General features: G+C 69.9%; 9 protein-coding genes, 1 tRNA gene and 1 pseudogene. 5 read left to right on the top strand and 6 right to left on the bottom strand.

All coding sequences use genetic code 11. From position 1 onward, the window contains the following. Positions 1-105, top strand: a pseudogene (locus tag QMF80_RS20965) (IS982 family transposase); the annotation flags it as partial. Between the two features lie 18 nt (positions 106-123). On the opposite strand, the gene QMF80_RS20960 reads toward QMF80_RS20965, so the two are convergent. The 4 genes from QMF80_RS20960 to QMF80_RS20945 all read right to left on the bottom strand — a co-directional run bounded on the left by QMF80_RS20960 (position 124) and on the right by QMF80_RS20945 (position 4,936). Further along, positions 124-1,116, bottom strand: a complete 993-nt coding sequence (locus QMF80_RS20960) for a sigma-70 family RNA polymerase sigma factor (protein WP_283455550.1) — start codon at positions 1,114-1,116, stop codon at positions 124-126. 414 nt (positions 1,117-1,530) lie between these two features. Continuing rightward, entirely contained in the window at positions 1,531-2,292 is a 762-nt protein-coding gene (locus QMF80_RS20955) for a dioxygenase family protein (RefSeq protein ID WP_283455548.1), read from the bottom strand. Between the two features lie 245 nt (positions 2,293-2,537). Then, positions 2,538-4,064: an MFS transporter gene (locus tag QMF80_RS20950; RefSeq protein ID WP_283455546.1), complete on the bottom strand. Its 1,527-nt coding sequence runs from the start codon at positions 4,062-4,064 to the stop codon at positions 2,538-2,540. A gap of 185 nt (positions 4,065-4,249) precedes the next feature. Next, a complete protein-coding gene (locus tag QMF80_RS20945; RefSeq protein ID WP_283455554.1) occupies positions 4,250-4,936 on the bottom strand; it encodes a TetR/AcrR family transcriptional regulator in 687 nt (228 codons plus the stop codon). Positions 4,937-5,314: 378 nt separating this feature from the next. On the opposite strand from QMF80_RS20945, the gene QMF80_RS20940 reads away from it, so the two are divergent. After that, positions 5,315-6,592 (top strand): M6 family metalloprotease domain-containing protein, encoded by a 1,278-nt coding sequence (locus QMF80_RS20940; RefSeq protein ID WP_283455544.1) that lies wholly within the window; start codon positions 5,315-5,317, stop codon positions 6,590-6,592. Positions 6,593-6,715: 123 nt separating this feature from the next. On the opposite strand, the gene QMF80_RS20935 is transcribed toward QMF80_RS20940, so the two are convergent. Continuing rightward, positions 6,716-7,864: an XdhC family protein gene (locus QMF80_RS20935; RefSeq protein ID WP_283455542.1), complete on the bottom strand. Its 1,149-nt coding sequence runs from the start codon at positions 7,862-7,864 to the stop codon at positions 6,716-6,718. 431 nt (positions 7,865-8,295) lie between these two features. Between QMF80_RS20935 and QMF80_RS20930 the strand changes: the two genes are divergently transcribed. Continuing rightward, positions 8,296-8,368, top strand: a tRNA-Arg gene (locus tag QMF80_RS20930). A 104-nt stretch (positions 8,369-8,472) separates the two neighbouring features. On the opposite strand, the gene QMF80_RS20925 is transcribed toward QMF80_RS20930, so the two are convergent. Continuing rightward, positions 8,473-10,125, bottom strand: a complete 1,653-nt coding sequence (locus QMF80_RS20925) for a tyrosine-type recombinase/integrase (RefSeq protein ID WP_283455541.1) — start codon at positions 10,123-10,125, stop codon at positions 8,473-8,475. Positions 10,126-10,246: 121 nt separating this feature from the next. Between QMF80_RS20925 and QMF80_RS20920 the strand changes: the two genes are divergently transcribed. Then, positions 10,247-10,501 (top strand): MerR family transcriptional regulator, encoded by a 255-nt coding sequence (locus tag QMF80_RS20920; protein WP_283455539.1) that lies wholly within the window; start codon positions 10,247-10,249, stop codon positions 10,499-10,501. Positions 10,502-10,808: 307 nt separating this feature from the next. Beyond that, positions 10,809-11,750, top strand: a complete 942-nt coding sequence (locus tag QMF80_RS20915; RefSeq protein ID WP_283455536.1) for a recombinase family protein — start codon at positions 10,809-10,811, stop codon at positions 11,748-11,750. Positions 11,751-11,795: the final 45 nt, after the last annotated feature.

Here is an 11,795-nt window from a genome sequence, read left to right as displayed (position 1 = left end):
ACAGTCCGCGTCCTGCAACGCATCCTGGCCCTCACCGCCGCAATCTGGCACAACACCAAGGCCGGCGAACCAGTGCTCCGCTCACTGACCGCCTACGATCACTGACCCCTTGGAATCAATCATCTAGGCGACGGCGTCGAAGCCGGTGTCGCGGGCCATCCGCTTCAGCTCCAGCAGCGCGTGCTTCTCGATCTGCCGGATCCGCTCACGCGTCAGCCCGTGCTGCTTGCCGACCTCCGTCAGCGTACGCTCCCGGCCGTCGTCGATCCCGTACCGCATCTTGATGATCGACGCGGTGCGGTGGTCGAGCTTGGCGATCAGGTCCTCCAGTTCCTCGCTGCGCAGCAGGCTCATCACCGACTGCTCCGGCGAGACGGCGGAGGTGTCCTCCAGCAGGTCACCGAACTGGGTGTCACCCTCGTCGTCGACCGACATGTTCAGGCTGACCGGGTCGCGCGCCCAGTCCAGGACGTCGCCCACGCGCTTCTCCGTCGAGTCCAGCTCGGCGGCGATCTCGGCGTGCTCCGGATCCCGGCCGTTCTCCCGGTTGAACTCGCGCTGCACCCGGCGGATGCGGCCCAGCTCCTCCACGAGGTGGACGGGCAGCCGGATGGTGCGGGACTGGTCGGCGATGGAGCGGGTGACGGCCTGGCGGATCCACCACGTGGCGTACGTGGAGAACTTGAAGCCCTTCGCGTAGTCGAACTTCTCCACCGCGCGGACCAGGCCCGCGTTGCCCTCCTGGATCAGGTCGAGCAGCGGCAGGCCACTGCGCGGGTAGCGGCGGGCGACCGCGACCACCAGGCGCAGGTTGGAGCGGATGAAGATCTCCTTGGCGTGCTCCCCCTCGGCGGCGAGCGCTTCCAGCTCCTCCGTCGTGGGCAGCGCGTCAGCGTCACCCTCGCGCTCTATCCGGCCGTCGAGGATCTGCTGGGCGTACACGCCCGCCTCGATGATCTGGGACAGCTCGACTTCCTTGGCCGCGTCGAGCAGGGGGGTGCGCGCGATCTCGTCCAGGTACATGCCGACCAGGTCGCGATCGGCGATGTCCCCGCCGGCAGCGCGCGCGCTGCCGGAACTGGAGGACTGACGACGGGCGACGGCGCGGGTTGCCATGCGTGCTCCCTTGCGATGAGTTCGGTCGCGGTGCGGCTGGTGCTACGGGTACGGCGTACAGCTGGTGCGGCGGGTGGCTGCGGCCCCCGGCACACTCTCTCGAGTGCCCGCATCCGAAGGAAACAACGACTGGAATCGGGACAGAATTCCCACGTCACGTCCTTTTTTCGAGATCTTGCAGTATCCTGCGCCGCCACGAACCTGCCGAGGAAGCTGCCGGACCCCGCAGAAGCGCAGGTCAGCCCGGGATCCGGGCCGGTCCCGCGGGCCGGGCCGGCCACCGCGCCCGCCGCCGCCATGAGACAGCCGTCACATCCGGCACAGCGGCGCTCCTACCCCTGAAGACGGCCCGCACCGACTTCTGGTTGCCTGCGGGAATGACCGGATTGCCGGTTACGCGGGGCGCAGGGCCTCCTAGCCGAACTGGAGGGAGCGCTTGGACAGCCCCAGCCAGAAGCCGTCCACGGGGGTGCGCTGGGCGGTCAGGTCGGCCCCGGCCGCCCCGAGGGTGACGAAGAGCGGGGCGAAGTGCTCCGTACGGGGATGCGCCAGGCGGCCCGCCGGGGACGTGCGCTCGAAGTCCAGCAGCGCGTCCACGTCGGCGGCGGCCAGCGCCTCGCGACCCCACGCGTCGAACTCCGCCGACCAGCCCGGGACGCCGGGGCCGGTGTGGCGCAGGGCGGCGAGGTTATGGGTGAAGAAGCCACTGCCGACGATCAGCACGCCCTCGTCCCGCAGCGGGGCGAGCCTGCGCCCGATCTCCATCAGGCGGACCGGATGCAGCGTCGGCATGGACACCTGGAGCACCGGTATGTCGGCCGCCGGGAACATCTCCACCAGCGGGACGTACGCCCCGTGGTCGAGGCCGCGGTCGGGGACGTCCTGGACCGGGGTGCCGGGGGCGCGCAGCAGCTTGCGGACGGACTCCGCCAGCCCGGGGGCGCCGGGGGCGTCGTAGCGGACCCGGTAGTAGTGCTCGGGGAAACCCCAGAAGTCGTGGACGAGCGGTACGGCCTCGGTCGCCCCCAGGGCGAGCGGGGCCTCCTCCCAGTGGGCGGAGACCATCAGGACCGCGCGGGGGCGGGGCAGGGCCGCGGCCCAGGCGGCGAGCTCGCCCGGCCAGACGGGGTCGTCGGCGAGCGGGGGCGCGCCGTGGCTCAGATACAGGGCGGGCATGCGGTCATGGGCCCCGCGGTCGGGGGTCGCGTGCCGCGCGTCCGCCGCGGCGCGCGCAGCCGCAGCCGCACTCGTACCCACACTCGCACCCGTACTCGTATGCGTGGAACCGTTCGTCGGCACAGTGCGCTCCATTCCTGGGGGGCGTGGCGGCCGTCCGTCCCGGACGCGCGACGGCCCCGCCTCGTTCAAATTTGAACAAGACGGGGCCGTCAGTCATTCCGCTTCCGCGCGGGTCCCCCGGGTCAGTGCGCGATGACCGGGATCCTGGTCTCCGCGTCCGCGCCGTCACCGGCGGCCGGGACCCCGGCGTCGGGACGGCCCGTGTTGATCAGCGTCAGGGCGATGAGCGAGCTGGTGACCAGGATGCCGACCGCCCACCAGATCGCCGAGGAGTAGCCCTCGACCATCGCGCGGGCCTGCACCAGCTTCGCGGCGGCCTCTCCCCCGGCCGCCTCGGCGGCGTGGGAGGTGAGGTAGGCGGTGGTGGCGGAGGCGGCGATCGTGTTCAGCAGCGCGGTACCGATCGCACCGCCGACCTGCTGCGAGGTGTTGACCATCGCGGAGGCCACACCGGCGTCGGCCGGGTTCACCCGGTACGTCGCCAGCGACATCGCGGGCATGAACGCCGAGCCCATGCCCAGGCCCAGCAGCAGCTGCGCCGGGAGGATCAGCGCCGGGTAGGACGAGTCCACCTTGAGCTGGGTCAGCAGCAGCATGCCGGAGGCGGCGACCAGGAAGCCGGGGCCCATCAGCAGCCGCGGCGGAACGCGGGTCATCAGGCGGGCACCGACCTGGGTGGAGCCCGTGATCATGCCCACGATCATCGGCAGGAAGGCGAAGCCGGTCTTGACCGGCGAGAAGCCCTTCACGACCTGGAGGTAGTACGTCAGGAAGAGGAACAGGCCGAACATCGCGATGACGGCCAGACCCAGCGAGAGGTACACACCGCCGCGGTTGCGGTCCATCAGGACGCGCAGCGGCAGCAGCGGGGAGCGCACCTTGGACTCCATCAGCACGAAGGCGCCCAGCAGGACGACCGAGCCGACGAAGAGACCCAGGGTGAGCGGGTCGGTCCAGCCGTTCGCCTCGGCGCGCGTGAAGCCGTAGACGAGGGAGACCAGACCGAGGGTGGAGAGGACCACGCCCGGGATGTCGAGCGCGGAGCGGTTGCGGGTACCGGCGGGCTCACGGATGACCAGCCAGGCGCCGATGGCCGCGACGATCGCGAACGGGATGTTGACGAAGAAGGTCCAGCGCCAGTTCAGGTACTCGGTGAGGAATCCGCCGAGGATCAGGCCGACGGCGCCGCCGCCGCCCGCGATCGCGCCGTAGATGCCGAAGGCCTTGGCCCGCTCCTTGGCATCGGTGAACATCACCGCGAGCAGGGAGAGCGCGGCGGGCGCGAGCAGCGCGCCGAAGGCACCCTGCAGGGCGCGGGCGCCGAGCATCATGGCCTCGCTGTTCGCGGCGCCGCCGAGCGCGGAGGCCAGGGCGAAGCCGATGAGACCGACGATGAAGGCGTTTTTGCGGCCCCACAGGTCGGCGATGCGGCCACCGAAGAGGAGGAGTCCGCCGAAGGCGAGGGCGTAGGCCGTGATGACCCACTGCCGGTTGCCGTCGGAGATCCCGAGGTCCTGCTGGGCGGACGGGAGGGCGATGTTCACGATGGTCGCGTCGAGGACGACCATCAGCTGCGCCAGGGCTATGAAGACCAGCGCCCGCCAGCGACTGGGGTCAGCCTGCGGCAGACTCGCGGCTGTTTTGGACATGGGGGTACCCACTTCACGGTGCGAAATGACTTGAATGACGTGAATGACTTAGACGAACTGGATGAGCTGGACGAGCTGGATCGTGCGGCTCACGTAAAGGGCGCGAATGACGCGAAGAGCACTGAGTTACTGCGATTCATAAGATTTAGGCGGTGTTTCGACGCTAACGGGAGCGACCCCGGGCGTCACATGGTTTTCTGCCTCAGGTCCTCGAGGGTGGCCGGGGAGCCCGGCAGTTCGGAGCGGGCCGGTGCGCGCAACCCGTCCAGCAGCAGCTGGAGGTGACGGTGCGCGAAGCGGTCGATCTCCAGGCAGGCGATGCCCGGCAGGGGGCGGCTGAGCTGGGAGAGCGCGACCATGAGGTCGCCGACCGCGACGTCCGTGCGGACCAGTCCGGCCCGCTGGCCCGCCGCCATCAGGGCTTCGACGGACGTCTCCAACGCCTCGCGCGCCGAGAGCAGTTCGGGGTCTTCGCGGTCGAAGTCCCCGGCGAGCATCGGGCACAGGGCGCCGATCCGCTCGTCGGCCGCCGCGTGCGTGAAGCGGCAGAGGGCCTCGAACGCGTCCCCACCCGCGCCCCCCTTGTCACCCGTCGCCGCGAGGGATTCCTCGGCGTGGGCGGTGACGCGGTCCATGACGAAGAGCACGACCCGCTGGACGAGGTACTCCCGGTCGGGGAAGTGCCGGTACAGCGTCGCGTTGCCGACGCCCGCACGGCGCGCGATCTCGTCGAGCGGGGCGTGCGCGCCGAACTCGACGAACATCTCGCGGGCCGCCAGCAGGATCCGCTCGCGGTTGCGGACGGCGTCCGCGCGCGGCCGGGGCACCCGTTCGACGGGCGTGGCGGGAGCGGGCACGGCGAGCTCGGGCACTACGGGATCGGGCACTACGGGATCGGGCGCGGCGACGGGGACCGGCCGTTCCGCCAGGTCCACCGGGGCGGACGGTGCGGTCAGCTCCACCGGCGGGGTGGTCGACGAACGCTTCACTCCTGGCCTCCCTGGGTTCCTGCGGCGATCACGGTGCCTCGGTAACCGGGGACCCAGTCCCCGCTTCCGTCGACTCACATGCAAACGGGGATGAGGTCCCCGGTTATTTCAGCTTGCGGTGTGACGTGGGTCACATGCGTTTCGGGTCCCGCTTCCCGGATGGCCGCTCCCGGCGCGCGGGCGCGCCGCGCCCGTCGGAGGGTGATCGAACAGAGCGCAGACCGGGCCCGGCCGGCTGCCGCGGACCCGAAGGCGAGCTCCATGCCGCAGACCCGCCGCCGGATACGCACACCGCGCCGCGCCAGCGCCTACATCGGCCTCACCGTGCTCGCCCTCGGCGTCACGGCCACCGCCAGCGTCGACATATCCGCCCGGCCGCCCACGGCGGCCGGGCCGGTGGCCGCGACGAACGAGTCGGCCCTCGCGCCCTGCCGGATCTCCGGCGCCATGGGCGTGCAGATGTCCGAGGGGGTGCCGACCGCACCCGGGTACTCCCGCTCGACCGGCGAGATCCGGGCACTGAACCTGATGATCGACTTCCCGGACGCCAAGGGCGAGGGCTCGGCCCTCGACCGGCTCTCCGAGTTCTTCCCGCAGACCTCCGACTGGTTCCGCACCAGCTCGTACGGGCGGCTCACCTACAAGCCCGAGGCCCCGATCCGGACCTGGCTGCGGATGCCGATGCCGTTCGCGGCGTACGGGATCGAGCGCGGCTCCGCCTACGAGCCGGGCTACCGCCTGCTCGTCGAGCACATAGCCCGCGCCGCCGACGCCCAGGTGGACTTCAGCCGGTACGACCTGATCAACGTCCTGGTCACGCCGAACGCCGGGCCGTCCGCCCTCGACACCGTGCTCTCGGTGACCTTCTCCGGCAACGGCGAGGCCCCGACGGCCGACGGCGTACCGCTCGCCAACACGTCCTTCATCTACAGCCGCCAGGACGACGGCTCCGGCTCCTACCGCGAGACCGGCTACCGGGTGCTCCCCCACGAGAACGGCCACGTCTTCGGGCTCCCCGACCTCTACACGCAGGACGGCGGGGGCGCGGTCGGCCACTGGGACATCATGAGCGAGGACTGGGGTGCCAGCAACGACCTGCTGGGCTGGCACAAGTGGAAGCTCGGCTGGCTGGACGCGAGCCAGATCAGCTGCGCCGCGACATCGGGCGCCAGCGACCACGTGCTGACCCCGCTCGCCGTCGGAGGCGGGACGAAGCTGGCGTTCGTACCGACCTCGGAGAGCGCCGGATACGCCGTCGAGGTGCGCACCCAGGGCGGGAACGACGAGGCCGTCTGCAAGCCGGGCGTGCTCATCTACAAGGTGGACTCGCGGGTGGACACCGGGCGCGGCCCGGTGACCGTGGCCGACAGCGCGACGGCCAGCGGGGGCTGCACCCGGCGGCCCAATGTGCACGGCGAGCTCTCGGACGCGCCCTTCAAGCCCGGCGAGACCTTCACCGACAGCGCGGCGGGCATCAGCATCTCGGTGGTCGGCGAGCTGCGGACCGGCAGCTACCAGGTCCGCATCACCCGGCCGTAGTCACGCCACGTCCTCCTCGAGGAGAGGGACCGGAGGTCCCCTCGCGCACGCGCCCGGCGCAACGGTCCGACGGGATCAGCGAGCCCTCCGCCTGCGCCTGCGCCTCCGTCTCCGTCTCCGCCGTCAGGCGATGCGGGCCACCGGCGCCGGGCGCGTGTGCGCGTCGTGGTGGATCGGGGTGTGCGCGCCGGTGAGGGCGCGGCCGGTGCCGCCCCGGCGGTTGGCGACGATCTCGGCCGCGATGGACAGCGCGGTCTCCTCCGGGGAACGGGCGCCCAGGTCCAGCCCTATGGGCGAACGCAGCCGGGCCAGCTCCATCTCGGTGACACCGACCTCGCGCAGCCGCGCGTTGCGGTCCTCGTGCGTACGCCGCGAGCCCATCGCGCCCACATAGGCGACGGGCAGCTTCAGCGCCAGCTCCAACAGCGGTACGTCGAACTTCGCGTCGTGCGTCAGCACGCACAGCACCGTACGGCCGTCCACCCGCGTGGACTCCAGGTACCGGTGCGGCCAGTCCACGACGACCTCATCGGCCTCCGGAAAACGATTCCGCGTGGCGAACACGGGCCGCGCGTCGCACACCGTGACCTGGTAGCCCAGGAACGCGCCGATCCGCACCAGGGCGGCCGCGAAGTCGATGGCACCGAACACGATCATCCGCGGCGGCGGCACGCTCGACTCGACGAGCAGCCGCACGGGCTCCCCGCAGCGGGCCCCTTCGGCGCCGAGTTCCAGCGTGCCCGTGCGGCCCGCGTCGAGCATCGCCCGGGTCTCGGCCACGGCGGTCGCGTCCAGCCCGGGGTGCCCGCCGAGGCTCCCCTCGTACGAACCGTCCGCGCGCACCAGCAGCGGGCGGCCCAGCAGCTCCGCGGGTCCCCGGGCGATCCGGGCGACGGCGGCCGCCCCGCCACCGGCCGCGGCGGCCAGCGCGGCCTGGAACACCGCCCGCGACGGGCTGCCCACGAGCACCGGGGTGACCAGGATGTCGATGACCCCGCCGCAGGTCAGACCGACGGCGAAGGCGTCGTCGTCGCTGTAGCCGAAGCGTTCGCACAGGGCGGTGCCGTCCTCGACGGCCCGGCGGCACAGCTCGTACACCGCTCCCTCCACGCAGCCGCCGGATACCGATCCGACGGCCTCGCCGTCGCGGTCCACGGCGAGGGCCGCGCCCGGCCGGCGGGGGGCGCTGCCGCTGACCGCTACCACGGTCGCGACGGCGAAGTCACGCCCCTGCCCGACCCACCGGTGCAACTCGTCGGCGATGTCCAGCATGCTCGGATCTCCGCTCTCGGGAGGGGCGCGGGACCCTCACCCTCCAACAGCGTCCCCGGAACCGCGAGGATTTCACCTCCGACGGCCACGACTTTGCCACTTCCGGCCATTCGGCCGAGTCCGGCCGCGCGCTGACGCACCTCCGCCGATCTCGGCGTCGAACACCGCCCCCACGACCAGGCCGGCATCGACCCGTGCGCCGCCACAGCCGCCCCGGGACGGCTGTGGCTTATGGGGGCGCATCCGCGGAGCACGATCCGCTAGGCTGTCTGCGGTCAGTCGGCTACTCGGCACGTGCGGGAGACAATGTCCACCGGACATCTCCCCCACCGGGCAAAGACGCCAGCTGACCAGGGCGTTCGACTCGCCGGACGAGTGCCCCCACGGGGGTTTCCTCCACGGGGGTTCCTCCACGGTTCGCGTCACACCCCGCCTTCGTAGCTCAGGGGATAGAGCACGGCTCTCCTAAAGCGGGTGTCGCAGGTTCGAATCCTGCCGAGGGCACAGAGAACCGCCTGGTCAGAGGCGTTTGAGTGCCGAGAAGGGCCCTTGGATCTTGGATCCAAGGGCCCTTCGGCCTTCCCGGGGGACAGATGGGGGACGACCCGCTATGCGGCGATCTCCTGACCCTCTGCGTCCGATGAGCTGCTGATGAGCACCAGACGGGGCGCCGGGTCGGGTGTCGCCTCAGGCTCAGGCGGGGCTTCGGGCTGGGCCTGTCCCCCGCCGGGGGTCGTGGACGCTTGAGCCTGGGTACGCGGGACGACGGCCACGGTTGCGTCGGCGTTCGCCTTGTCGAACTGAGGCATGAGCGATGTGTACGTGTCCGCCGTCAGGCTGAAGCTGGCGTGACCCAGGAGCAGCTGAATCGCCTTCATGCTCAGGCCAGCGATCAGCGAGAGGGAGGCGGCGCAGTGGCGGAGGTCGTGCAGCCGGATCGGCGGCAGGTCGTGGCGCTCCAGGAATCGGTCGAAGGTCTGGCTGACATGCTTGGGGTTCCAGGGCCTTCCGTCCTCCATGGTGAAGACCTTCCCCGAGTTGATGAACGGGCCGTACTTCTGGGGCTTGTCGGGATTGTTGGCCTTCCACTGCGCGCGCTTGAGTTCCCACCGCTCCCGCTGACCCTTCTGGACTTCCCGCCAGGCGGCGAGGAGCGTCAGGGTGATGGAGTCGAAGGTGACCGTGCGTCGGCTGGCCCGGCTCTTGGGGGTCTCGGCGTAGGTCTCGTACGAGGAGCGGACGGCCAGCGTCTCGACCAGGTTGGCGTATCCCTGGTCGAGGTCGACCTCCGTCCAGGGCAGGCCGGTGGCCTCGCCTCGGCGGGGGCCGCGGAAGGTCATCCAGTGCCACATGACGTACATGCTGTGCTCGACGGCCAGGTCGAGGAATTCGCCGGTCAGCTCCGGAGTCCAGACCATGACGGGGCCGGGGATCTCTCCGGTCTCGCGCCAGCGGGCAACTCGCTCGGGTGTCCACACGAGGGGGTCGGGCTTCTCGTACTTGGGGATGACGACCGCGTCGCACCAGTTCTCCGTGATCAGCTTCTCTCGGACGGCGAACGCCATCGCTCCTGAGAGGGCCTGGAGGAACTTCTCCTGCCGGCCGGGTCCGGTGTCCTGCCGGGGCTTCGCGTACGCCTCCTTGAGGGCTGCGCGGGCAGCCGTCCACCGCTCACGCAGGCGCTGGGGGCGGGGCTTGGGGGCTTGCTTCCAGGCAAGGTGTGCTTCGTCGGCCTCGGCCTTGGCCAGTACTGCGGCCACCCGGTTGGCTTCCTTGACCTGGTTGAAGGCCCAGATCTCCTTGAACATCGCCTGGATGTGCTTGGTGCGCAGGTCGCGCATGGGTACGTCCCCGAAGGCGGGGATGTAGAGACGGTGGATGAAGTCGTGGTGGTCGTCTCGGGTGCTCTCCTTGAGGTCGACTCGGGTCTCGTGCCAGCGGAGCAGGAACTGGCGCGCGGTCTCCTTGGACTCGATGTCTATGCCGTCGCTGGCTTCGTCCCACAGCTTCTGGGCGGCCTTCGCTGCGGCCTTGCTCGTAAGGAAGCCGCCCTTGCGGGGCCGGCGGTTGCCAGTGCCGGGGAATTCGGAGAGGTTGACGTAGTAGTACCAGGAGCCGTGATCCTTCTTCTTCAGGTTGGGGCAGTCTGATCCCATCTCGCGTGTGGCGGGATCACCGTTAACCGTGAAGATCGGCTGTCCGGCAGCATCGAGCTTGGGCTCGGTGCACTTGCACCGCTTGTAGGTCGACCCCTTGAACACGCGTCCCCCTCTGAGCTGGGCTGTCCTTACGTGTCCTGATCTTTCTGTATCGAAGGGGACGCCTCCTTGGGCACCGTATGCTTCCGGTCAGGTGGCGCGGGGAAGAGGGATGTGACCACCTATGTCCTCATCTGCATCTGCCGCGCAGGAGCTCCCGGGGGGCCGGGAGCGGCGCGGGGCGATGACCATGGCGGAGCTGCTGGAGCTGCCGCCGATGGTGAACGTGACCACTGCGGCCCGTGCTCTGTCGATCGGCAAGGACACGGCGTACAAGCTGATCAAGTCGGGGGAGTTCCCTGTGCAGGTCATCCCGCTGGGGTCGACCTCGAAGGTCGCGACCGCCTCGCTGTGGGAGCTGCTTGGGGTCCGCCGTTGACGCCTGCACGTTGACCTATTTCTCCGAAGCCCGCCCCTCCTGTCGAGGTGGCGGGCTTCGTGATGCCCACGCTCCCGGCCGGGCCTGTTCGAATGATTGGCCCCGTGTACGTTCACACCCGTGAAATATTGTGAGGTGGATCACAACAGGGCAACCTTTCGGGTCTCCGACCAGTGCCTTTCACATGCCGCGCACGAGCGGGGCCATGAGCGGACCGTTCGAACGTTGCACAACACGTACATTGGCCTATTAGACAGGTGAGCGGCTACTCATCTGCACGCGATCATCACGCGAGGGATTGAGACATATGGGACGGCTGTCCGGCTATGCCAACGGCGGGGGCCTCAACTCCCGTGAGGCAGCGTTCCTCCGGCGGGCGGCTTCCAGACTCTTCGTGACCGACCCGCAGGAGTCTGCAAACGCCGTCGCGAACTGGCTGAACGACGAAGGGCACCGCACTGTCCGCGGCGGCCTGTGGCGCGGGGAGACACTCCTTCGGACGCTCACGAATCCGAAGATGGCAGGCCTGGATGCGGACGGGAAACCGATCGAGGGCTTCGGAGAGACCGTCTTGACACCGGCCGAGTACAGCGAACTGAAGCAGAACCGCCTGGACCGGACTTCCGCTGCGCCTCCTCGCGAAGCGTTCGAGTATCTGCTGACTCAGGGAATCGCAGACTGCGATGAGTGCGGCTACGACGTGTCCGGCTCGAGAGTCAACGCCGACGCGGGTCCGGGATACCGATGCCTGCCCCCCACCCAGACGCGTAAGTCCTGCGGCAAGGTCCGCATGAACGCAGACCGTCTGGAGCCGGCCGTGGCCGAGCAGGTCCTCGCGGATCTCCTGCGCCCAGGAGTCCACGAGAAGCTGTTGCAGCTCCAGAAGGACGCTGCCGAGGAAGTCGAGCGGCTGCGCACCCACATCGAGGGTGCGGAGGACCGCTTTGCAGTCCTCAAGTCCCTGCGGAAGTCCATGATCCTTGAGGCATATAAGGCTGCGGAGAAAGCCACCAAGGACGACCTGAAGGCCTGCCGGACGCGCGTCCGCTTCCTCGAGCAGATCGCCGGCGTCCCCCTTGCCGACGTACACGACATCGTGGCCTGGTGGATGTCTGCGCCTCGCGCCTCCCAGCGCGGTCTGGTGCTGCTGGCTGTGACGAAGGTCCACATCAAGGCATCTGGTGGCGGTCGAGGGCGCGATCCGCACGGCCGCATCCGGATCGACTGGAGAGCCTCCCTGCCGAGCTAGACGGGCAGCGCGGATTGGCTCGGGCGCAGCGATGCGCGCCGGAGC

The organism is Streptomyces sp. G-G2 (genome assembly GCF_030063135.1).
Lineage (GTDB): Bacteria > Actinomycetota > Actinomycetes > Streptomycetales > Streptomycetaceae > Streptomyces.
This window is presented reverse-complemented; position numbering and strand designations above follow the sequence as displayed.

Coding starts and splice junctions, on each gene's coding strand:
- QMF80_RS20920 (WP_283455539.1), top strand. CDS start 10,247: ATGTCCTCATCTGCATCTGCCGCGCAGGAGCTCCCGGGGGGCCGGGAG.
- QMF80_RS20935 (WP_283455542.1), bottom strand. CDS start 7,864: ATGCTGGACATCGCCGACGAGTTGCACCGGTGGGTCGGGCAGGGGCGT.
- QMF80_RS20915 (WP_283455536.1), top strand. CDS start 10,809: ATGGGACGGCTGTCCGGCTATGCCAACGGCGGGGGCCTCAACTCCCGT.
- QMF80_RS20940 (WP_283455544.1), top strand. CDS start 5,315: ATGCCGCAGACCCGCCGCCGGATACGCACACCGCGCCGCGCCAGCGCC.
- QMF80_RS20960 (WP_283455550.1), bottom strand. CDS start 1,116: ATGGCAACCCGCGCCGTCGCCCGTCGTCAGTCCTCCAGTTCCGGCAGC.
- QMF80_RS20950 (WP_283455546.1), bottom strand. CDS start 4,064: ATGTCCAAAACAGCCGCGAGTCTGCCGCAGGCTGACCCCAGTCGCTGG.
- QMF80_RS20955 (WP_283455548.1), bottom strand. CDS start 2,292: ATGCCCGCCCTGTATCTGAGCCACGGCGCGCCCCCGCTCGCCGACGAC.